General features: G+C 56.4%; 19 protein-coding genes and 1 tRNA gene. 11 read left to right on the top strand and 9 right to left on the bottom strand.

The window, feature by feature from the left end; all coding sequences use genetic code 11:
- Positions 1-14: 14 nt before the first annotated feature.
- The 4 genes from lptC to GM415_RS13635 are packed head-to-tail and all read right to left on the bottom strand — an operon-like array spanning position 15 to position 3,597.
- Positions 15-623 (bottom strand): LPS export ABC transporter periplasmic protein LptC, encoded by a 609-nt coding sequence (lptC, locus tag GM415_RS13650; protein WP_158949093.1) that lies wholly within the window; start codon positions 621-623, stop codon positions 15-17.
- Positions 624-1,151, bottom strand: a complete 528-nt coding sequence (locus tag GM415_RS13645) for a KdsC family phosphatase (RefSeq protein WP_158949091.1) — start codon at positions 1,149-1,151, stop codon at positions 624-626.
- Positions 1,144-1,953 carry a 3-deoxy-8-phosphooctulonate synthase gene (gene kdsA, locus GM415_RS13640; RefSeq protein WP_158949089.1) on the bottom strand — a complete coding sequence of 270 codons (810 nt, stop codon included), beginning with the start codon at positions 1,951-1,953 and terminating at the stop codon, positions 1,144-1,146. Before kdsA ends, GM415_RS13645 begins: the two co-directional genes overlap by 8 nt.
- Complete coding sequence (locus tag GM415_RS13635) at positions 1,954-3,597, bottom strand: CTP synthase (protein ID WP_158949087.1); 1,644 nt, start codon at positions 3,595-3,597, stop codon at positions 1,954-1,956.
- A gap of 172 nt (positions 3,598-3,769) precedes the next feature.
- Between GM415_RS13635 and GM415_RS13630 the strand changes: the two genes are divergently transcribed.
- From GM415_RS13630 to GM415_RS13610, 5 genes are all read left to right on the top strand, one after another.
- On the top strand, positions 3,770-4,585 hold the full coding sequence (locus GM415_RS13630; RefSeq protein WP_158949085.1) for a phosphoribosylformylglycinamidine synthase subunit PurQ: 816 nt from the start codon (positions 3,770-3,772) through the stop codon (positions 4,583-4,585).
- A gap of 48 nt (positions 4,586-4,633) precedes the next feature.
- Positions 4,634-5,089 (top strand): nucleoside deaminase, encoded by a 456-nt coding sequence (locus GM415_RS13625; RefSeq protein WP_158950933.1) that lies wholly within the window; start codon positions 4,634-4,636, stop codon positions 5,087-5,089.
- Between the two features lie 82 nt (positions 5,090-5,171).
- Positions 5,172-5,543: a NifB/NifX family molybdenum-iron cluster-binding protein gene (locus GM415_RS13620; RefSeq protein WP_158949083.1), complete on the top strand. Its 372-nt coding sequence runs from the start codon at positions 5,172-5,174 to the stop codon at positions 5,541-5,543.
- 91 nt (positions 5,544-5,634) lie between these two features.
- Positions 5,635-5,730: transfer RNA gene (locus tag GM415_RS13615), tRNA-Ser, on the top strand.
- A gap of 413 nt (positions 5,731-6,143) precedes the next feature.
- Positions 6,144-6,758, top strand: coding sequence for a CDP-alcohol phosphatidyltransferase family protein (locus tag GM415_RS13610; RefSeq protein WP_158949081.1), 615 nt, complete (start codon positions 6,144-6,146; stop codon positions 6,756-6,758).
- Between the two features lie 211 nt (positions 6,759-6,969).
- On the opposite strand, the gene GM415_RS13605 is transcribed toward GM415_RS13610, so the two are convergent.
- Positions 6,970-7,728 (bottom strand): EF-hand domain-containing protein, encoded by a 759-nt coding sequence (locus tag GM415_RS13605; RefSeq protein WP_158949079.1) that lies wholly within the window; start codon positions 7,726-7,728, stop codon positions 6,970-6,972.
- A 403-nt stretch (positions 7,729-8,131) separates the two neighbouring features.
- Here GM415_RS13605 and GM415_RS13600 point away from each other — a divergent pair, with 403 nt between their 5' ends.
- The 3 genes from GM415_RS13600 to GM415_RS13590 all read left to right on the top strand — a co-directional run bounded on the left by GM415_RS13600 (position 8,132) and on the right by GM415_RS13590 (position 11,708).
- A complete protein-coding gene (locus GM415_RS13600; RefSeq protein WP_158949077.1) occupies positions 8,132-10,156 on the top strand; it encodes a HAMP domain-containing methyl-accepting chemotaxis protein in 2,025 nt (674 codons plus the stop codon).
- Between the two features lie 138 nt (positions 10,157-10,294).
- A complete protein-coding gene (locus GM415_RS13595; RefSeq protein ID WP_242012251.1) occupies positions 10,295-11,197 on the top strand; it encodes a DMT family transporter in 903 nt (300 codons plus the stop codon).
- A 61-nt stretch (positions 11,198-11,258) separates the two neighbouring features.
- Positions 11,259-11,708: a DUF1499 domain-containing protein gene (locus tag GM415_RS13590; protein WP_158949075.1), complete on the top strand. Its 450-nt coding sequence runs from the start codon at positions 11,259-11,261 to the stop codon at positions 11,706-11,708.
- Between the two features lie 115 nt (positions 11,709-11,823).
- On the opposite strand, the gene GM415_RS13585 is transcribed toward GM415_RS13590, so the two are convergent.
- The gene (locus tag GM415_RS13585; RefSeq protein WP_158949074.1) at positions 11,824-12,003 is read right to left on the bottom strand and encodes a ferredoxin; all 180 of its coding nucleotides are present in this window, start codon (positions 12,001-12,003) and stop codon (positions 11,824-11,826) included.
- 139 nt (positions 12,004-12,142) lie between these two features.
- Between GM415_RS13585 and GM415_RS13580 the strand changes: the two genes are divergently transcribed.
- Positions 12,143-12,865 (top strand): sulfite exporter TauE/SafE family protein, encoded by a 723-nt coding sequence (locus GM415_RS13580; RefSeq protein WP_158949072.1) that lies wholly within the window; start codon positions 12,143-12,145, stop codon positions 12,863-12,865.
- 53 nt (positions 12,866-12,918) lie between these two features.
- Here GM415_RS13580 and GM415_RS13575 read toward each other — a convergent pair whose 3' ends face one another.
- From GM415_RS13575 to GM415_RS13565, 3 genes are read right to left on the bottom strand one after another with little or no spacing between them, the layout of a single operon-like run.
- A complete protein-coding gene (locus tag GM415_RS13575; protein WP_242012250.1) occupies positions 12,919-14,250 on the bottom strand; it encodes an HlyD family type I secretion periplasmic adaptor subunit in 1,332 nt (443 codons plus the stop codon).
- Positions 14,251-14,262: 12 nt separating this feature from the next.
- Positions 14,263-15,954 (bottom strand): ATP-binding cassette domain-containing protein, encoded by a 1,692-nt coding sequence (locus GM415_RS13570; RefSeq protein ID WP_158949068.1) that lies wholly within the window; start codon positions 15,952-15,954, stop codon positions 14,263-14,265.
- Between the two features lie 43 nt (positions 15,955-15,997).
- Positions 15,998-17,317: a TolC family protein gene (locus GM415_RS13565; protein ID WP_242012249.1), complete on the bottom strand. Its 1,320-nt coding sequence runs from the start codon at positions 17,315-17,317 to the stop codon at positions 15,998-16,000.
- Between the two features lie 214 nt (positions 17,318-17,531).
- Between GM415_RS13565 and GM415_RS13560 the strand changes: the two genes are divergently transcribed.
- A complete protein-coding gene (locus GM415_RS13560; RefSeq protein WP_158949066.1) occupies positions 17,532-19,748 on the top strand; it encodes a CHASE2 domain-containing protein in 2,217 nt (738 codons plus the stop codon).
- 311 nt (positions 19,749-20,059) lie between these two features.
- Positions 20,060-21,478, top strand: coding sequence for a biotin carboxylase N-terminal domain-containing protein (locus GM415_RS13555; protein WP_158949064.1), 1,419 nt, complete (start codon positions 20,060-20,062; stop codon positions 21,476-21,478).
- The last annotated feature ends 9 nt before the right edge of the window (positions 21,479-21,487 follow it).

Here is a 21,487-nt window from a genome sequence, read left to right as displayed (position 1 = left end):
TCCCGCTCCTTTGTCTACTGGTTGAATGGCAGATCCCGCATTCCGCCGGGGGCCATGAGCGCCTTGACGTCGCCTGCCGCCGTCAATTCCCGGCTGACAAGGTCGATCTCTACGGCAGTGGCCGTCAACGTCATGTCGGGCCGTCGCACCGTCACGCCGCCCTTGAGGTAAACCTTCTTGATAGCTCCCACGTAATCCAGATACTGGGCAACCAATTCCATGTCCCCGAACCGCCCGGTGATGTTGTCGTAGAGCGTCAGGTTATCGTTAGACTGGTCCACCTCACCCCGGTCCGCCTTGACGTAGACCTCCTTGCGGTCTTCGCCGAAATAAGCGGTGAGTTGGGGGCGCGTCACGCCGATCAACTTTCTCTTTTGGTTGTATTTTGCGGTCTTGGCAAGGAGTTTCCATGTCATGGCCCCCTGCTTCCCCTGGACCAGTTCAATGTCTTCAGCGACGATGTCCGCCTGGTTGAGCAACTCCTCACGGCTCATGTCGGCAGTGGACGGAGCCGGTTGTTCCATCACCAGCGGATCACTGAAAAAATAGGTCTTGACCGCGATGCCGATGGTCATACCCACGGCAAAGATGATCAGAATGGAGAGCGCCGGACGCTTTCTCATCTATTCAACCCATTGTTTTTTGGCGTCTTCCAGCAATCCCTGCGCTTCAAGAATGAAGCCGATGGCCTCGCGCACGGCTCCTTCACCACCCTTGCGAGCCGAAACCCAGTCTGCTGCTTCAATGACTTCGGGCAACCCGTTGGGAACGGACAACGCCAGGCCCGCCTTGGACATGACGCCGAGATCGATCCAGTCATCGCCCATGAACGCGGCCTGTTCCGGTTGGATACCCAATGATTCGCACATAGCCAGAAACGGCGCGACCTTGTGGTGATGGCCGGGCGAATAGAGCGTGATGCCAAGCTCACTCACCCGCCGCTCAACCGGCTTCTGGTTCAGACCGGTGATAACTCCGATATGCAACCCGGCCGACTGGGCCAGCTTGATGCCGAAACCGTCCTGGACGTTGAACCGCTTCATGATCAAGCCGTCGTCGCCGAAATACAGGCCGCCGTCGGTGAGAACGCCGTCCACGTCGAGAACGATCAACTTGATGTTTTTCGCCAACTCAAGCGCGCGATCAACCATGATTCAACTCCCAGATCGCCTTGAGCCGTTTCAGCAACGCCTCGGCCTCGTCCAGCGGCAGGCTGTTGGGCCCGTCGCACAGAGCCGTGTCCGGGTCGGGATGGGTTTCCATGAACACGCCGTCGGCTCCGGCGGCCACGGCAGCCGAGGCCAGCACCGGAACGTATTCACGCTGCCCTCCCGACTTGCCGCCAAGTCCGCCCGGCAACTGCACCGAATGGGTGGCATCAAAAACCACCGGGACGTCAAACTTGCTCATTTCCGGAATGGAGCGCATGTCCACCACCAAATTATTGTAGCCGTAAGTAGAACCGCGTTCGGTGAGCCACACCCGGTCATTGCCCGAGGCGCGGACCTTGTCCACCGCGTTTTTCATATCCCACGGCGCCAGGAACTGCCCCTTCTTGATGTTGATCACCCGCCCGGTCGCGGCGGCCGCCACCAGCAGGTCGGTCTGTCGGCAGAGGAAAGCGGGGATCTGCAAGACGTCCGCAACCTCGGCCACGGGCGCGGCCTGCTCGGGGTGATGGATGTCCGTGACAACGGGCAACCCGGTCTCACGCTTGACCTCGGCCAGTATGGACAATCCCTCGTCCATGCCCGGCCCCCGGAAACTGGTCACCGAAGTGCGGTTGGCCTTGTCGAAAGAACTCTTGAAGACCAGCGTAAGCTCGAGCCTCGCCGCGATGTCGGCCAGCGTGGCCGCCGTACGCAGCACGATTTCCCGGCTCTCAATGACGCACGGTCCGGCCAGAATGAACGGACCGGACCGGCTTACGGCATATAAATCTTTATTTGCCAACTAGTTGCCCCTCTTCTGCTTATCCAGCTTGGCAGCTTTGATGAACTCGCGGAACAACGGATGCGGCTTCATGGGATTGGACTTGAATTCGGGATGGAACTGACAACCCAGGAACCAGGGATGATCAGGGTATTCCACGATCTCCACCAGGGATTCGTCCGGCGCGGTGCCGGAAAGGATCATGCCGTTTTCCTCGAAGGCTTCGATGAACTTGTTGTTGAACTCGAAGCGATGGCGGTGGCGCTCGTCGATGTTGACGGTCTGGTATGCGGCGTGGGCCACCGTGTCCTTCTTGAGCTTGCAGGGGTAGGAACCCAGGCGCATGGTACCGCCCTTATCCGATTCCTCATCCCGGACTTCGGTCTTCTTGGTACGGAAGTCGAACCACTCCTTCATCAGGTAGATGATGTTGTTGTCAGTGGTCGGATCGAACTCTTCGGAGTTGGCATTCTCCAGTCCGATGACGTTGCGCGCGAACTCGATGCAGGCGCACTGCATACCCAGACAGATGCCGAAGAACGGGACCTTGTTCTCTCGGGCGTACTTGATGGCCAGAATCTTGCCTTCCACGCCTCGGGAGCCGAAACCGCCGGGAACGAGAATACCATCCAACCCCTTGAGTTTCTTTTCAACATTCTTGGGCGTGATCTTCTCGGAGTTCACATATTCAAGTTCTACTTTAACTTCATTGGCAACGCCGCCGTGCACCAGGGCTTCATGCAGGCTCTTGTATGCCTCGGTCAGGTCGACGTACTTGCCGACAACACCGATCTTCACGGAACCCTTGGGGTTCTGGAGCGTATGCACCAGGGTTTCCCAGGGGGTCAGCTCGGCATTCTTGGCCGGGAGCTTGAGCAGGATGGCGATCTTCTGGTCAACGCCTTCTTCGTAAAATTTCAGGGGAACCTCGTAAATGCAGGAGACGTCCACGCCGGAGAAAACGGCGTCCTGGTCCACGTCGCAGAACAGAGCAATCTTTTTCTTGAGATCTTCCTCAAGCTCCACCTCGGAGCGACCGATGATGATGTCGGGCTGGATGCCGACGCTGCGCAGTTCCTTGACGGAGTGCTGGGTGGGCTTGGTCTTCAGCTCGCCTGCGACACGGATGTAGGGCACCAGGGTCAGGTGGATGTACAGGACGTTTTCCTTGCCCAGATCGTTCTTGAGCTGACGAATGGCCTCCAGGAAGGGCTGCCCCTCGATGTCGCCCACAGTGCCGCCGATCTCGATGAGCGCCACATCCTCGCCGTTGGGCAGGTTGATGACAGCCTCTTTAATTGCGTCAGTGACATGCGGGATGACCTGCACTGTGCCGCCGAGGTAATCGCCACGCCGCTCCTTCTGGATGACCGAGTTGTAAATGGAGCCGGAGGTGTAGTTGTTCTGCTGGCTCAGGGCGGTGCCCAGGTAACGCTCGTAGTGGCCCAGATCGAGGTCGGTCTCGGCGCCGTCATCGGTGACGTAGACTTCGCCGTGCTGGAAGGGGTTCATGGTACCGGGATCGACGTTGATGTATGGATCGAGCTTCTGGATTGTCGCCTTAAGACCACGCGCCTGGAGCAGTGCTCCGATGGACGCGGCAGCGAGTCCTTTGCCGAGTGAGGACAGCACACCGCCCGTAATAAATATGAACTTGGTTTTCATATGACCGAGAACCCCTTCGTAGTAATTGAATTATAAGGATATAAAGTGAGTGCGCCCATGGACTCTCCATGTTGACTGTGGCGCGCCTGGCACGTATGTAATGGCGCAGCAAACGCTGCTTCGCAAATTTTGCAGGGTACAGCAACAAAGTCAATACGAAGAGGAGAATTTCATGGCTCGCGTCAATGCCCTTGTTATTACCGGATACGGCACCAACTGCCACGAGGAATCTGCCCATGCGCTGAAGAAGGCGGGTGCCGACAACGCGGATGTGGTGTATTTTTCCGATCTCGCCGCCGGCCACGTGACCATGGACAAGTACAACTTCCTCCTCTGCCCCGGCGGGTTTCTGGACGGCGACGACCTCGGCGCTGCCCAGGCCGCGGCCCTGCGCTGGCGTTGGGCCACCACCGAAGACGGCAACCCCGTTCTGGATCAGCTCAAGACCTTCTTTGACAAGGGCGGGCTCATCCTCGGCATCTGCAATGGTTTCCAGCTGCTCTGCAAGCTTGGCCTGCTCCCGGCCGTCGGCGGAAAGTACTTTGAACGCCAGGTCTCCCTTTCCTACAATGATTCCGGCAGGTTCGAAGACCGCTGGGTCCGTCTCAAAACCAACCCGAATTCCCCGTGCGTCTTTACCAAGGGTATCGAATACCTTGACGTGCCCATCCGTCACGGAGAAGGCAAGATCATCCCCATGGATGACGCCATGCTCCAGGCGATTCTCGACAACAACCTGCACGCGGTTCAGTACGTCGATCCGAAGACCGGAGAACCGACTCAGGAATACCCGCTGAATCCCAATGGTTCACCCCTGGGCATCGCCGGTCTGACCGACCCCACGGGCCGCATCCTCGGCCTCATGCCCCACCCGGAAGCGTACAACCACCCGACCAACCATCCGTCCTGGACGCGCGGCACCGATCCGAACATGCCGCTCGGCCTGGCCATGCTGGAAGCGGGCGTGAACTACCTGAAGAACCAATAGCCGGAGACGCGTTTGGCCTCTCCTGCGATTCCAACTCCGCCCGCCGGCATGGACTGGCGCGCGCTGATGGACGTGGCCTTTAGGGAGGCCTGCAAGGCGGCGGCAGAAGGTGAGGCCCCCATCGGGGCCGCCCTGTTCTCTTCATCGGGCGAGCTCATCGCCAAGGCGCACAACCGTCCCATCTCGCTGAACGACCCCACCGGGCACGCCGAAGTACTCTGTCTACGCCGGGCCGGTGAAGCCATGGGAAATTACCGCCTGCCAGGAACCATTCTGGCCGTGACCCTGGAGCCGTGCCTGATGTGTACTGGTGCGATCCTGCATGCCCGCGTCACAGGTGTGGTCATGGGCGCACTGGACCCAAGGGCCGGAGCACTGGTCACCAATATGGACGGCAGCGCCCTGCCTTTCACCAACCACAAGGTCTGGACCCTGCACGGCGTCATGGAGTCGGAATGCTCCACCCTGCTGAAACGCTTTTTCCTGGAAAAACGGAAACGATAACATTTTCCTCCCGCCGCTCTTTACAGCGCCGAAATCGAACTTACATGTCGCCAAGGCGGATCATAACCATAGGAGAATAGAGATGAAGATAGCGCTTCCCACCCGTGACGGGCAGATTGACGACCATTTCGGTCATTGCGACCACTACACGCTGATGACCCTGGACGATGAAAAGAATATCGTCAAAATCGAAGCTATGGACTCCCCCGAGGGCTGCGGCTGCAAATCGAACATTGCCCCGATCCTTGCGGAAAAAGGCGTAAAGATCATGCTCGCCGGCAACATGGGCCAAGGCGCCGTGAACATCCTCCAGGGCAGCGGCATCCAGGTGGTGCGCGGCTGCTCCGGCTCTATCCAGGACGTTGCCGCCAAATGGATCGCCGGCGACCTGCAGGACAACCTGATCACCTGCGACCACCACGACTGCGACCACCATGACCTGGAACACCTGTAATTCCGAAAACACCTTGGCGCGACAGGCAAAAGTTCTTGCCAGCCGCGCCGAGTCTGTTTATATAGCCACTTCACATCGGCGCAAGCCACCAGGAGAGGTAGCGAAGTCCGGCCGTAACGCGCTCGACTCGAAATCGAGTTGGCGGTGAGTAACCGTCACGTGGGTTCGAATCCCACCCTCTCCGCCATATTTTTGGGGGTACGAAGTTTTTCGTACCCCCTTTTTCTTGTTAAGATTGATCACGCCATACGATTTTGCGCCCGACACCACACTGTTCAATCCTTACTGGTTGACAGTTTCGGAGAGTTGGAACAATCTGATTTGACTCGGCTTACGACCTTTTTTTGAACTTTCTGGTCTCTGCTGATAGAGTTTATGCCTAAAATCGATCTACAAGTTCATATGTACACTCACGGAACATCCACAAGGAACAAGCCGCTGGCGCTCAAAGATTCTCGGCCACATATGAGATACGCAAAGGGGAAGTGCGTGGTCCGGGATACGCTGGGGAAATGGCTGGCTATTTCCAACACCCCACCAACTGGGCTTGTCTCAAGTGCCTGCTCCAGCTCCACCCCGTCGCTATAACCAATACGTCCCATGGATTATTTCAACGAAGAAGAACGCGCCAAGCAAATGGCTTTCGCCGCCAAACGCGACAGACTTTTCTCCCCCGTCATCACTTTGTTGGTTTCGCTGGGAGCCACGGCAAACCAGATATCCATCATTGGCGTTGTCTTCCTGCTGTTGGCCTGTGTCCTTCCGCATGACTACGCGTACACAGCCACGTTCTTCATGGCCTTGCACGTGTTTTGCGACGGAATAGACGGACCGCTTGCCCGCCGCTTGGGCAGCGCCCATGCGGGGGGATCGCTCATCGACATCGTCGTGGACCAGTTGGGGGTAGTATTCCTGCCTGCCGCAGCCATATACCACTTCGGCGCCTGGGGACCGGCCATGGTGGTTTTTTCCAGCTCATACCTGATCTTCATCGCTCTGGCTGTCTACGCGAATGAGCTCGGAGTGGAGCTTCGAAAATTCATTCGATCGAAATACCTAATGTTTTTGCTCTACCTAGGCTCCCTGCACTCGAAAAACGACATGGTGACCTACTTCTGCGGTGCTTTCGCCGTGTATTATTCCATCGAAGCCTGCGAAGCCCTGCGCCGAATATACCTCTTTCACGATACACGCCCTCGCGGCCCAAAATACTAAGAAGCCCTCTCCCCAATCCAAACGGAGCATGGGCTTGTCCTCGCGGTCCGTTTTCATCCTGACACGAAATATTTCGTGAATGGACATACGTCCTAACGCATGTCCATTCACGGCAAGAAAACCGCCGGAAAGAGCGTGGCAGTCGCTCTGATCAATCATCACCATACTGTGACAAAATGCGAAATCCGGCGGCTTTTCCGGATGTGCGCGTTTAGCCCATCTGCGCCTGGTACGCTTCCATGGCGTAACGACGCAGGGACTCCGAGCCGAGGTCTCCCATGCTCTGGAACATGGACGTCAGGCTGTTGTCGCCGCCCCGGAAGGCTTGAAGCAGTTCGTCAAAGGTAACCACACCGTCTTCGTTAAGATCGTAGGCGTCATATTCCTCATCACTCTCACTGCTTGATTCCGTTCCCGAAGCAGACCCGCCGCCCATGGCCGCAGCGGCCTGGGATTCGGCTCCCGCTGGCGGGGCGGATACACCCTGGGACGCCTTCTCTTCCATGTCGGCGCTCAATTCGTCAGCGGTGATGAAGCCATCGCCGTCAGCGTCGATGGAATTGAAGAGGTCTTCGTCAAGCGGCGTCTCATCCAGGCTCAACATGCCGTCGCCGTCGGCGTCATCCTTCTCCACAATGGAAGCAGCCATTTCGGCAGGGTCAATTCCCTGCATACGCATGTTCAAGCTGCCCATCATCGTGTTCTGCTCCTGCATGCGGGATGCCGCATCGGAACTTAATTCCTCGGCTGAAATAAAGCCGTCGCCATCCTCATCGATGGAATTGAACCGCTCCTCGTCAAGCGGCGTTTCCTCAAGGCTTAATAGCCCATCGCCGTCCGCATCGTCCTGTTCGACGATAAAAGACGCCATTTCATCCGTGTCCGGCCCTCGATTCCGATACGAACCGGCCATCTGCTCAAGGTCAAAGCCGGAGCCGGATATCCCCGAACCCACTGCCGAGATGCTCATGATGCCCTCCTTTCACGTTAACGCGCCAAAATGGCAAGAATTGCCCTATGCAACTCCGCATTCAAGGCAGCAAAGCATGGGCCGGACATCCCAAAAATATTGAATAATTTTATTAAGAAACATTAAGATGGATAGTTCTTCGCAATGTCCTCAGACGAAAAAGATGACAAAAAGTTCATAATCAAGATAAGTTAATATGTGCTTTAAATGCACTCCCCGCGCTGGCAACGCTCTTCGGCCTCAGGGAATGACGCCTACCGGATGTATGGTGCAATTAAGAGTTCGGCAATCCTTGCCGCCTTCATTTAAAAAAACGACCTGCTGGTATTGAGAATATCATTGTATCAGGCTTCAATATGAGATTATCTTTTGCCTACTCAATAATTTTACCCTCGGAGGAATAATGAGCATTAAATGGAAGTTGCTGTTGATGGTAAGCCTGCCCATAGCCGCAATTGTCATTATTTTCGGGGTAGGATTATCCAGTTTCTACAATATTAATAGCGCAATGAGTGAGGTGAATTCCCTTCACCTCGACCGTGCCACCATGAACGCCGCCGACCGCGATGCCTACCAGGCGCAAGTGGCCATAATGCATGTGCTGAAAGCGGATTCTCAAGAAGAATTGCAAGGCGCCCAAAAAGATAGCGAGGAAAACCTGACGCAGACCTGGGAACGCATTATGGGCCCAGCCGAAAATTTCACTCCGGAAATGGCCTCTAACCTCGATAGCTTCAAGGCAGGGTACGCCGAGTGGAAAAGGAGGAACGAGGAAATCGTCTCCCTGTCCAACGAAACGCTGGCAAGCAATCAAATGCGAGACCAAGCCGAAAAAAAGGCGCTGGATTCGTTCGACGCCATGCGCGATGTAGTCAACAATCTTGGAGAAATGATTGACGGTGAATTGCGAGACCAATACCTCGACCCAACCCGTCGCGTGCGTTTGGAGGAAGCTCTTTCCAAGGTTCTCAATGCAGACCGAGACGCCTATCAGGCCTATGTGGCTCAATTGCTCATAACCAGGGCCAAGGACATCGAAACCGTAATCAAGCTTTCAAACTCCTTCGTCGAGAACGTTGGTCAGACCAGGGAAAGGGTCGTTTCCGGTTGTGACATAGTAGGAGGAAAGGCTTCGACATTAAAGAGCGATTTCCTCAGGCTCTTCTCCGCGTGGCAGGGAAATAGCGACCAGGTGGTGGAACTGACGCGGGCCAATGTAGAGAAAAATCTGCGCAAGATATCCTTGCTGCAGGAAAGCGGTGAACGCTTTTCCACCATGCGCGACAGCGTCGACAAGCTCGGCGATATGGAAATGTCTCGCGTTGAGAGACGGCTTGAAGATCTGGACAACATCATTAACAGAACGATCCTCATCTACGTCCTGGCAACCATACTGTTCATTATTCTTTCCGTCATTACTACCCTGGTCGTCGCAACGCGCATAGCCAATGTCATGAAGCAAAGCGCCCAAGTATCCACAGCCCTTTCGCAGGGAGACTTCTCTGTCAAGCTCGACGTTAGGCGTAACGACGAGATCGGCCAACTGGCCGACGCCATCAGGAGCATGATAGAGAAGCTGAGCGGCATTGTCCTTGAAGTACAAAACGCAAGCACCATGGTTGCGGCGGGCAGCGAAGAACTGGCCAGCTCATCCCAGGCTCTCAGTCAGGGAGCTACGGAACAGGCCTCCGCCGTGGAAGAGGTCTCTTCCTCCATGGAGGAGATGACCTCAAGCATCAGCCAGAACACGGACAATTCTGGCACAACCGAATCCATTGCCCGGAAGACCGCCGAAGAGGCCCGCAAGGGCGGCGAAGCCGTTCGCAAGACCAGAGACTCCATGTCTCTGATCGCCGAAAAGATCAATATCATCGAAGAAATCGCCAGGCAGACAAATCTGCTGGCGCTGAACGCGGCAATCGAAGCCGCGCGGGCAGGAGAACACGGCAAGGGCTTTGCGGTAGTCGCCGCCGAAGTACGAAAGCTGGCGGAAAAGTCGGGCCAGGCAGCCAACGAAATCAGCGAACTGTCCACGGAATCAATGGAAGTGGCCAACGAAGCTGGAGAAATGCTTAATTCCATCGTCCCGAACATTGAGAAGACCGCTGAACTCGTACAGGAGATCACGGCCGCAAGCAGTGAGCAGAATGTCGGCGCTTCCGAGATCAATGCTGCTTTGCAGCAACTGGATAGCGTCGTCCAATCCAACGCAGGCTCTTCAGAGGAAATCGCCTCCACGGCAGAAGAGCTGGCCTCCCAAGCCACGCTCCTCAAGCAGACCATGGCCTTTTTCAAGCTTGGAAGGACAATGGTTGCACCCATGACGAGAGAAAAGGCGACTCAGGCTTCCCCGATCCCCATCGAAAAGGAACCGAAGCAAACCGGGCTCGCCCTGGAAATGGATGACGACGCTTTTGAACGCTTCTAACCTCTTGCTTCAACATCCGGCACCTTGGCGGCTCTTCCACGGAAGGGCCGCCTTTCATTTGCATTAATGCCTTCGCACTTCCAGTGAGCCAACCGATTTCTTTCCACCAAGGGGTTGCCATTCGGACCGGGTTCGTCCATGGTCCTTCACACCATGCAACAGCCCCGCTCCCTCGGTCTCTTGTTCGCCCTGATCGCTGTTTCCATCTGGTCGGGCAATTTCGTCATTGCCAGCGGCTTTGTCCACTCGCTGCCACCCATCACACTGGCCGCATTACGCTGGGTGACGGCCGCAATCATCTTTCTTCCCTTCTGTTGGAAACGTATCCATCGCGATCTGCCGGCCATCATGGCGCATCGCTGGCAAATCCTGGTTGCGTCGATTACCGGTGTCACGCTCTTCAACACCCTTGTCTATGTCAGCGCGCGAACCACGGACACCACCAACATGGCCCTCTTCGCCTCCTCGACTCCGGTCTTCGTGGTCATCCTTTCGAGAATATTTCTGGGCGAGGGCATCAGCAGGGCTCGCGCAGCCGGGTTGCTCATCGCCATCTGCGGCATGTTGACCATCGCCACACGCGGCGACCTGGAAATACTCCTGGCCATGACTTTCCGCGTCGGCGACATATGGATGCTGCTTGCCGGATTGCTTTGGGCAGTCTACTCCATCCTGGTCAAGAAGATGCCCTCGGATATTGATCCGCTCTCGTATCTGGGGACAACCTTTTTCATCGGGGCCATTCCGCTCATCCCGGCCGCATTTATAGAGCAGCAGACGGCAGCCGCGTGGTCCATGAGCTGGCCCATTGCCGGAGCTGTGCTCTATCTAGGCCTCGGTGCTTCCCTGGCCGCGTTCTTCCTCTGGAACAACGCCGTAAGGATCATCGGACCTGGAACGGCTTCACTGTTCCAGTACTTCATGCCGGTCTTCAGCGGCGTGGCGGCCTACTTTATCCTGGGCCAGCCCATCACGTTCGCCCACTTGGCCGGGTTCGTCCTCATCTTTCTGGGCGTATTCATGGCCACGAGACTGCGCTAGACTCATCCGGACCGACAAAAAACGGTTGCCCTTCCACGCTCTTGGCCCTACCGTGCAAAGTATGAAATACATCATCCTTCTTACGGTCGCCACAATGCTCCTGCTCCTGCTCACCGGCTGTTCCGGCAGCACTCCCGGCAATCTTGGGGTACGAAACGGACAACTCGCGCCCTGCCCCGGATCAGACAACTGCGTTTCCTCCCAAGCCACCGACGATGCGCACAAGATTGCCCCCATCCCGGCCCACGGCCTCAAGGAAGTTGTAATGGTCGACCTGGCCAACACCATCGAATCCATGTTCGGCGGCAACGTGGTCGAATTGAAAGGGAATTATCTCCGAGCTGAATTCACCAGCCGGGTCTGGCGATTCGTCGACGACCTCGAGTGCTATTATGACGAAGCCAATGGCGAGATTCAGATCCGTTCGGCCTCACGCCTGGGGTACACCGATTTCAACGTCAATCGTGAACGGGTCGAGAAACTCCGCGCCCTCTTCGCCAAACGGCAATAGTCGCTTCACACTCAGAAGATGCTGACCTGAGAGTCAGAGCGGGAAAAGACATCTCTGCAACCTTCACAAAAAAAAGGCCGCAAAAGCGGCCTGTTATTGTTCCAGAAAAACGGAACTATTTGGAGATGGCTTCGTTAGGGCAGGTTTCAATTGCTTCGTCTACACAATCCGCGTCTGAATCGGGATTGATAACAACGGCCTTTTCACCGTCATCATCCATCTCGAAAACGTCTGGACATATTTCCACACACGATTCACAACCAATGCATTCATCCGGATCAATTACGATTGCCATGAGAAAACCTCCTGGGATATTACGCTAATAGAGAAAAACTCCACACCGGTTTGTTGGGACTATAGCTCTTCTCGCGTTTTGGTTGCAACGTTTTTATGCTAACTTCGACAGCAGTATTCCATGACAGTTAATCACTCCCATGAATGAACTCCTTGCCCTCACATCCATTGTCCTGGCCGCCGGCTTTCTCCAGGGATTAACCGGATTCGGCTTCGGGCTAATCTCCCTGCCGCTGTTAAGCCTGTTCCTGCCCATCAAGCTCATCGTCCCGTTGATCATCCTGCTAGCCCAGCTCATCAACTTCACTCTGACCATCCAATTGAGGCGCTCCATAAGGAGTAAAACAGTGATGTTATGGCTCGCCGCCACCCTGCCGGGGATTCCGGCCGGAATCCTTATCCTTGAACATGTGGCCCCGGAAAACCTGGCCATACTCGTCGGTACGATCATGATTGCGTTCACCTCATACCAACTCCTGGTTACACCACGTCCCCAAAAGCTCGGCCTACCGATCACGCTGGCGGCGGGGCTGACATCCGGTGTACTGACTGGCAGCATGGGCGTAGGTGGTCCTCCGGTAATCATCTATTCGGCCATGCAGCCGTGGTCCAAGGACCAAGCCAAGGCGACTCTCTCTTCCTATTTCCTCATCAGCGGCGTAATCACCCTTATCGCCCAGGGCTCTGCGGGGATGATTACCGGCGAGTTGCTGCATTTCGTTGCTGTCTCGGTTCCGGCCTTGGCTGTGGGCGTGCTGGGCGGGACCTATGCATACACACGCATTTCCGACCAGGGCTACCGCCGCTTGGCAGTTATCCTGGTCCTTCTCCTAGGAATCATGATGATTCTCAAGAACATGTAACGGCATAAAAAAAGGGGCGAAACGCCCCTTCAAAATTCATACGGTGCAAACGACTACCGTTCATGCAACCCGTGATAGAGCGTGTCAAAATAGGGATAGACAAGATATTCCATGACGGTTCGCTCACCGGTCTTGATGGCCACCAGCAGACGCATGCCCGGATAGAGCTGATACTTCCGGCTTCCCTTCTGGAAGTGATCGCTCTCGGTCTCCACGAGAACCCGGTAATACGTCCCTCCCTCGGGCGTGGTGATAGCGTCCGGACTGATTCGCCTGACGCTGCCAGTCAAATTGCCGAACATGCGCGCGTCTCCGGTAGCCAGCCGGACCGATGCGGGCTGCCCTACCTGGACATAACCGATGTCACCCAGCGGCAGGTGGGCCTCGATGACCAGCTTGTCATCCGCAGGTACTATGTCGAGCACGGTCATGCCGGGCTGGACAACCTCACCCTCGCCCATGATATACACGGTCTTGACGATGCCGTTGGCAGGCGACCTGATAACAGTCCGTTGCAGGCTGTCTGACATTTTGCGCAGGCGCTGGGAAAACTCCAGCAACTCGCGCCGCGCCCTGCGCAGGTCGGACTGCACCTGCTCATGAAACTGGTTGGAAATCTGGGCCAGGGCTTCCCGGGCGGATGAAAGCATGGAGCGGGACCTGTCCAAGGCTGCCCGGTCCTCTTCAATACGGCTGACCAGCGAAGATTCTTCCTTAAGAAATCCCAAATGCTTGTACCGCGTGGTAAGCTTGTCCTTGAGCAACCCTTCACTGATTTTGATCTGCTCGCGCACGTATTTGAGGTTCTGCTGCTGGTTGCGGATACGGGCCGTAATTTCCTTAATGTCCTGCTGCCGCTGCTTGATCTGCTCCTCTTGCGCCTTGATGTCGTTCACGAACCGTTCCCGTCGGGCGTTATACAGCTCCTTCGCCTGGGCCACCATGTCCGGAGCATCCTTGCCAAGTTCGCCCGGGAAAACAGGCGTTACTTCGAACGGATCAACGGCCATTGGAGAAACAGACTCCTTGCCTCCGCCGTCAAACCAACGGGATTCGGCTTCCAGACGCAGCATTTCAACCTTCAGGGATGCCACCCGAACGTTGAGCTCCTCCACGGTTGAATCACTGGCTGTGGCCTCCAGTTCGATCAGGGGCTGATCAACGGTGACCGTGTCACCCTCACGAACCTTGAGGGCACGGACAATGCCGCCTTCCAGGTGCTGGATCCGCTTCACCTTGGAACTGGGAACCACTTCGCCCATGGCGTTGCTGACGATATCCAGCGGGGAAACCGCCGCCCAGATGAAAAAGCTGACGCAAAAGGCCGCACACAGATAAAAGAACGCACGGGTCGTCCACTTGACGGAACGGATTTCGTCTTGCACTGCCATCTCCGCCTATGCCTTTGCTGAAGTTTCAAGCTGGCGGACCTTGTCCGCCTTTTGGACGAGTCCGATACGGGGAATGGGCTTCGAATCCAGATCGATGAGCGTAGTAAAAGTCTTGGCAACGAGAGGATCACGCGACACAACCACCAGGGTTACGCCGTCCCGGATCAAACCGGCCATGACTCGAGACACAGCCTCACAGCCGTCCTTGTCCAATCCTTCGGTAGGCTCGTCAAAAACCGCCAATCGTCCCTGCATGGCCAGAGCGCGAGCCAGGGCAAGCCGTTTGCGGATGCCAACGGGAAGACTGCGCCCTCCTTCTTCCATGACTGTCTCCATGCCCTTGGACGTAGAGTCCAGGAAGCGGCGCAGATCCGTCAGCCTGATAATTTCATTGAGCCGGTCGTTCTCTATATCCGGGTTGCCCATCGTGATGTTATCCCGGATGGTACCGTTCAGAAATGTAGGCTCCTGGGGCATGTACATGACCTGCCCCCGCCACCACTCCGAGGCCAGTTGCCGCAAGTCCACCCCATCGGCCAGAATTTGACCACGCACGAGTTCCACCAGCCCGACAAGCAGTCGGGCCAAGGTGGTCTTGCCAGCGCCATTGCCGCCGAGAATCCCCACCACAGCTCCGGGAAGCACGCTATGGTTCAAGGATTCAAAAAGTGGGCTCGCGGCCCCGGCAAACCCCATGCTCACATCGCGAAATTCCAGTTTCCCGGAGAATCGATTCAGGGCCGTGCCGCTTGCGTCCTCTCTCGGCAGCTTGAGAAATTCGCGGATCTTGTCCATGGCTTCATCAGACTTGCCCATCAGTTCCAGAGTCTGCATGAAGCTGGTGGCGATCTGCAACGCCTTTGCAGAGAGGATGGACACACCGATGAGCGAGCCTACGGACAGCTCCCCCATGATGACCAATTTCGCGCCCACCGCATACACGGCCACCTTGAGCAGGGAGCTCAGCAGTTGAGCGATCGCAAGGGACCAACTTCTGCGGACGAGAATCGCCTCCTTGAAGGCTGCCAGACCGACGACCTGCCGTTCCCATAACCCACGCAGAAAGTGCCCGCCGCCGTGCGCTCTGACCGTCTCCACTCCATGGATAGCGGAAACTACGCTGCCCCGGTGGTGCACCATCTCTTCCCGGTAGGCATGATCGGCCCGGCTCAGACTGCGCATGGAAAGCTTGCCGGAAACAAGCTGCATGACCACGGCCAGCAGGGTTATCACGGCCAGCAGCGGGCTGAGCACAAACACGGCCAGAACGAAAAGAACGAAGAACGGCATATCCAGCACCGAGGCGATTCTGGAAGCCTCATACGCGGACTGGACCATTTGCGGCGCGGCCATGATCTCCTGAATTCTGGACTCGGGAAGGCGTCCCAGGGCCTGGGCCTTGAGTTCGCAAAGAGATCGCAGCACCGCTTCCTGAAGCTGGCGATCGGGCTCGCGGCTGACTTCCGCGCACATCCGAGTCCGGATTACGGAAAAACCCATGCCCAACAGAAGGGCAATGAGCATGCCTGCCGTCAGGGTATACAGGGTTCCGTCAAACCCATAGCCGATGTAGCGGCTGAGAATTTGAATGACGAAGATGGGCGAAGCGAGGAACAGAATATTGACAAAGAAGGAGGCGGCGATAATCTCCGCCGCAAGGGACTTGATTCGAAACAGACGTCTGAATAGCTCGTTCATGCCGGCTTCTCCCGCGGACTCGCCCGAGGGCCGTGCCCCGCGCTTACATTTCCGTGATGTCCTTGGTGATGAGCCCCATCTGGTACAACAGGGTGTATCCGGCAATAATCGTATCGATATCCGTGGCGATCTTGGCGCTGATTGCGCTGATGTAGTCGCGTTCACCCACCAGGATATCCAGCAGCCGTACGTCCTCGCCCATCGCCTTTTTCTTTTTGACCAGTCCGAGAAATTCCCAGGTGATATTGGCCCGGGTTTCATACAATTCGGAATTCTGCCTCAGGGTGGTCAGTTCAAGCCAGGCGTTGCGCACGGCTTCCTCCACCGTGCGCTGGCGATCCTGCAAGGTCCGCTGCGCGCCGTTCATGTCGGACTTGACCGCCCGGACCCCTTCCAGGTCCTGGAACCCGGAGAAAAGATTGTAATTCATTTCCAGTGTGGCCCGTTGTTCGGTGCGCACCCCGGCATTGGCCTGGTCGTTTTCCATGCGCTCGGCTTCGAGCACCGCATCGAATTTGGGGTAGTAGCGGGATTCGGAAGTGCGCAGATCGCCCTCAAGGCGATCCATGGAGTGTTTGACTTCCAATAGCAGCGGATTGTTTTCGTAGGCCACGGCCACGGCCTCCTCGACGCTGCCGGGCATGTACTTGCGGGGAACGGGCACGGAGTGCAGTCGCTTGATCTCCTCGTCCGTGGGAGCGAAGCCGAACACCGACTTGAAATTGTTGACTGCAGTCTTGAGTTCTCGCTGCTGGGTCACCCGGTAGGCTTGGGCTCCGGCCAGTTGGCCCTTGACTTGAAGCTCCTCATAGGAATAGCCGGCGCCCCGCTCAACGAGAACTTCCTGCATGCCGGACAATTCCCGGATGCTCTCCTCCGAACGGAAGGCATACTTGACCAGCTCTCTGGAGCGAATGACGCGAAGATAGGCGATGATGCCTTCGGCCATGATCTGCTGACGAACCTGTGCCAGACGGGACTCGGACTCCCCAACACGCCCGGCGGCGGAATCGATCTTACCGGAAACCCCGCCGAAATCGTAGAGGAGCTGCCGGGCGCTCAGAGTCTGCTCGTTGCGCGACATCTGCGTTTCCGATTCTCTGGGTTTGCTGATATTCTCCTGGCCGCCCTCAGCGCTCAGATCCACACTCGGCATCCAGCCGCCGCGTGTCCCCTCGTACTGGTGACGCATGGATTCAAGCTGGGATTCCGAAGCCTTGATACGGTCATGCGTTTGGACAAGCTCTTCCAACAGCGCGTCAAGATCGAGATTGCGTTCCTGCGCAAATGAAGCCCCTGGTCCCAGAAGAACGACGGCCAGAACGGCAAGTCCGGCGACGGTATATGCAAACAGCCTTTTCAAAGCTTACTCCCATGTGTATGTACATAGCAGGAGGCGTTGATCCATCGGCAACAATTTCAATCGATTAGAAGAACGCCCGCCTTTTAGCGTACATACATTAGTAAAAAAACGGACGATTAGCAACAGCCATGTTATTTTCATCAAAAATATTACTACATTATCGGCATGGCATTGCTACGCTTCGACATTCAGCCCATCCAACGGTGTCCTGAACATGATAAAACAGCTCGACAAAGACCGCCTCCTGCTCCTGTGCATAGGGCTGGCCGCCACCCTGCTCATGTCGGCACTCTTCAAGGAACAGCCGTCATTCATAAGATATCTCGACTACAAGGCCTATGACAGCTTCATGAACCTGTACCATTCGGACAAGTCCACAGATGTCCCCGTGATAGTCGATATTGATGAAAAAAGCCTGGCAATCCTCGGACAATGGCCGTGGCCCCGTTACAGGGTAGCCATGCTGCTCAAGCTGTTGCAGGGATATGGGGCGGCCGCCGTTGCCACGGATATCATTTTTGTCGAGCCGGACAAGACTTCGCCCAAGATCATCCGTCGACAGCTAAAAAAAGAACTGAAAGTCGACATCAATATCGGCGGACTCCCTCCGGCCTTGGAAGACAACGATAAGCTGCTTGCGGACAACCTCAGGACCGGCCCCTTCATCCTCGGCATCGATTTTCTATCCCGGGATGTGAACAGTACCATCGATTTCACGGATCTGGGACGGGAGTGCTTCATTCCTCCAGCCAATGTGGCGACACACCGGCCAAAAGACGCTCCCTCACCACACCAGGCCCTCCTGAAAGCGGATGAAGTCATCTGTCCCCTGTCTACGCTGGCCATGGCGGCACCCAAAGTCGGCTTCATCACCATCGGCGCGGATCATGACTCCATCTACCGCCGCGTTCCGCTGCTCTTCAGTTGGAACGAAAAGCTCTATCCTTCCCTGGCGCTGGCCGCGATCATGCAGGCCACGGGTGAGGAAACCCTGCTGCTGAAGATGTCGACCAACGGGGTGGAGTCTCTCCGCCTGGGCGACATTACCATCCCCACCGACATGCAGGGACGCATGCTGATCAACTACCGTGGCCCTTCCCGGACCTTCGAATACATCAGCGCCGCAGACGTCCTGGGCGGGAGGCTCAAGTTGGATGCCTTGAAAGGCAGGATAGTCTTCGTCGGCACTTCAGCCTCAGGCCTCAAGGACATCCGCGCCACTCCGCTGGACCCCAGCTTTCCCGGGGTGGAGGCACACGCAACCATCGTGGACAACATCCTGTCCAAACAATTCCTGAAAAAGCCCGACTGGGGCATCGGTCTGGAGTTCAGCGCCATGGCTGCGGCCGGACTGCTTACCACCCTGCTTCTACTCTGGACCGGAGCGGCGTGGATGGCGGTTCCGCTGGTAATCATGGGGGCGGGCATCTGGTACGGCTCAGTCTACTTCTATACCAAACATCTGCTGTATGTTTCGCCAGTCTATGCCTTCTTCAACCTTATCCTGACCTTCACCCTGGTCATGGGCGCCAAGTTCTGGCGCGAGGAGCGGGCCAAACGCTTCATCCACGGTGCCTTCGCCCACTATCTCGCGCCGTCGGTTATCTCCCAGATCATGGAACGGCCCGATGCTCTCACACTGGAAGGGCAGGAAAAGGAAGTGACCATCCAATTCTCCGACATCCGCGGTTTCACAGCCTTGTCCGAGAAACTCACCCCTGCACAGGTCACCGATCTGCTGCATGATTACCTTACCCCGATGACCACTATCATTACCGATTACGAAGGCACCCTGGACAAGTTTATCGGTGACGCTATCATGGCCTTCTGGAATGCCCCACTGGACACTGAAAACCACCAGGAAAAAGGGCTGACAGCAGCCTTTGCTCAGCTTGAGCGACTCGAAACCCTTAATGAAATTTTCAGGGGAAAATACGGATTCTCTATCCGGATAGGCATTGGCCTGCACAGCGGTCCTGTCCGTGTTGGAAACATGGGATCCGAGCATCTCTTCGACTACACCATCATCGGCGACAGCGTGAACCTGGCCTCTCGGCTGGAGGGACTGACCAAATTCTACGGACAAAAGCTGATCGTCAGCCAATCAATAGTTGACGCCTGCTCCGGCGGATACCGTTTCCGTGTCCTCGACTCGGTGCGGGTCAAGGGCAAGCGTGAGCCCGTCACCATCTACACCGTCTACTCCGAAGATAGCGCCGCCAATAGAGCGGAAGAACTGGCCCGCTACGAAGAGGCCCTCAACCTCTATAGACAAAAACGCTTCACCGAAGCCCACCAAGCCTTCAAGGAATTGGATGGCCTTGGCACCGAGCCACTGCTATACGCCTTATATATGGACCGGTGCCGCCTGCTGGAAGCAAATCCCCCGGAAGCCGAATGGGATGGGGTCTTCACGCACGAGAAAAAATAGCGCATCACGACGAACCTTCCGACTAATCCAGAGAGCACGCCCCATTTTAAAGCTTGGGAAACACATCAATCGACAATCCCAGTTTGCCCGACATGCATTGCCAATTGTGGGAACTTCTTTGATTCACCACATGCAAATTTGTTGGATTTTCGATTTGCCGTAAATGTCTTTCCTTAACAAATTTAAACGTCTGTTTCATGTTAATACACCGATATCGCTGAAAAAAGCGTGTTTTCAAAAATTTGCCAGAAGAGACAAGAAGGGCTATTAAAGGCAGCTTCAAAACATCACCGATCAAGTGAGAAATTCCAGTGAGTATAGAAGGTAACAAAGTACTGATAGCCAACAGGGGCGAAATCGCCGTGCGAATCATGGAGGCATGCAATGAACTAGGCCTCTCCTTCGTCGCCCTGTACACCAAGGAAGATGAACACTCCGGCCATGTGGATATGGCCCGGAAACTGGGCGGTAACAGCTCGCTCTACCGTATCCAGAACTATCTCGATGCCGGAGACATCCTGTCCGTGGCAGACCAGGCCGAAGCCACCGCGATTCACCCGGGCTACGGCTTTTTTTCCGAGAACTACCGCTTTGCCCGCCGCGTGACCGAACGCGACCGGCCCATGAGCTTCATCGGCCCTTCCTGGCCCGTCATTCGCGACCTGGGCGACAAGATCAACACCAAGCGGCTGGCCCGTAAGCTCGGTGTACCCACGGTGCCCGGCTCGGACCGTGCCATCTACGATGAACTTGAAGCCGAATCCATCGCCGAATCCCTCTTTGCCTTCCAGGAAAAGATGGGCATCAAGCGCCCCGTCGTCCTGGTCAAGGCTTCGGCCGGCGGTGGCGGCATGGGCATCGACGAGTGCGAGGACATGGCCCGCTTCCGCCAGACCTACCGACGCATCCGCAACTTCTCCCTGCGCACCTTCAACGACGAGGGCATCCTCATCGAACAGCGCGTCTTCGACTTCAACCACCTGGAAGTGCAGATCGTCTCGGACCGTACCGGCGTTAACCCTGTTCATTTCGGCTCCCGCAACTGCTCGGTGCAGAGCCCGGGCCTGCAAAAACGCATTGAGGTCGCTCCGGGCTTCTGGCCGCAGGACCTGCCCTACTCCTTCGACGCGGGAAAGCTGCTTAACGACATCACCGAGTACTCCCTGTCCATCGCCCGCGAGATCAAGTATGACAACGTCGGCACCTGGGAGTGGATCGTGACGCCGTCCGGCGAGCCCTTTCTCATGGAGGTCAACACACGCATCCAGGTCGAGAACGGCGTATCCGCCGACATCGCTTCGGTCAGGGGCGACAGGAACGTCAACCTCATCCGCGAACAGATCCGCATCGGGCTGGGCGAGGAGCTGGGCTACACCCAGGATGACGTGACCTTTGACGGCGTCTCCATCGAGTACCGGATCATCGCCGAAGACACGGTCAACGGCTTCACCCCATGGGTGGGCCGCATAGAGGAACTCGGCTGGACGCAGAAGGAATGGCTTTCGGTCCACACGCATGTTCCCCGCGACCGGGCGTACCAGATTCCCACCGAGTACGACCCCAACCTCGCCCTGGCCATCATCTGGGGCAAGGACCTGGCGGAAGCCAAGGAACGCGGCGTCAGCTTCCTGAAGGACCTGAAACTCAACGGCGTCGATTCCAGCGGATCGACCATGAAATCCAACATTCCGTTCCTGATAGAGAAAACGGAAAATCTCCTTGAATTCTAAACCGGCACG

The sequence above is a fragment of the Pseudodesulfovibrio cashew genome (assembly GCF_009762795.1).
Taxonomy (GTDB): Bacteria; Desulfobacterota; Desulfovibrionia; order Desulfovibrionales; family Desulfovibrionaceae; genus Pseudodesulfovibrio; species Pseudodesulfovibrio cashew.
Note: the sequence above shows the minus strand (reverse complement) of the source record. Positions and strands in the feature narration are given on the sequence as shown.

Excerpts from the sequence above, each read along its gene's own strand:
- GM415_RS13560 (WP_158949066.1), top strand. The coding sequence starts at position 17,532 with ATGATAAAACAGCTCGACAAAGACCGCCTCCTGCTCCTGTGCATAGGG.
- GM415_RS13570 (WP_158949068.1), bottom strand. The coding sequence starts at position 15,954 with ATGAACGAGCTATTCAGACGTCTGTTTCGAATCAAGTCCCTTGCGGCG.
- GM415_RS13610 (WP_158949081.1), top strand. The coding sequence starts at position 6,144 with ATGGATTATTTCAACGAAGAAGAACGCGCCAAGCAAATGGCTTTCGCC.
- lptC (WP_158949093.1), bottom strand. The coding sequence starts at position 623 with ATGAGAAAGCGTCCGGCGCTCTCCATTCTGATCATCTTTGCCGTGGGT.
- GM415_RS13585 (WP_158949074.1), bottom strand. The coding sequence starts at position 12,003 with ATGGCAATCGTAATTGATCCGGATGAATGCATTGGTTGTGAATCGTGT.
- GM415_RS13595 (WP_242012251.1), top strand. The coding sequence starts at position 10,295 with ATGGTCCTTCACACCATGCAACAGCCCCGCTCCCTCGGTCTCTTGTTC.
- GM415_RS13645 (WP_158949091.1), bottom strand. The coding sequence starts at position 1,151 with ATGGTTGATCGCGCGCTTGAGTTGGCGAAAAACATCAAGTTGATCGTT.
- GM415_RS13620 (WP_158949083.1), top strand. The coding sequence starts at position 5,172 with ATGAAGATAGCGCTTCCCACCCGTGACGGGCAGATTGACGACCATTTC.
- GM415_RS13600 (WP_158949077.1), top strand. The coding sequence starts at position 8,132 with ATGAGCATTAAATGGAAGTTGCTGTTGATGGTAAGCCTGCCCATAGCC.
- GM415_RS13590 (WP_158949075.1), top strand. The coding sequence starts at position 11,259 with ATGAAATACATCATCCTTCTTACGGTCGCCACAATGCTCCTGCTCCTG.
- GM415_RS13625 (WP_158950933.1), top strand. The coding sequence starts at position 4,634 with ATGGACTGGCGCGCGCTGATGGACGTGGCCTTTAGGGAGGCCTGCAAG.
- GM415_RS13630 (WP_158949085.1), top strand. The coding sequence starts at position 3,770 with ATGGCTCGCGTCAATGCCCTTGTTATTACCGGATACGGCACCAACTGC.
- GM415_RS13580 (WP_158949072.1), top strand. The coding sequence starts at position 12,143 with ATGAATGAACTCCTTGCCCTCACATCCATTGTCCTGGCCGCCGGCTTT.
- GM415_RS13605 (WP_158949079.1), bottom strand. The coding sequence starts at position 7,728 with ATGAGCATCTCGGCAGTGGGTTCGGGGATATCCGGCTCCGGCTTTGAC.
- GM415_RS13635 (WP_158949087.1), bottom strand. The coding sequence starts at position 3,597 with ATGAAAACCAAGTTCATATTTATTACGGGCGGTGTGCTGTCCTCACTC.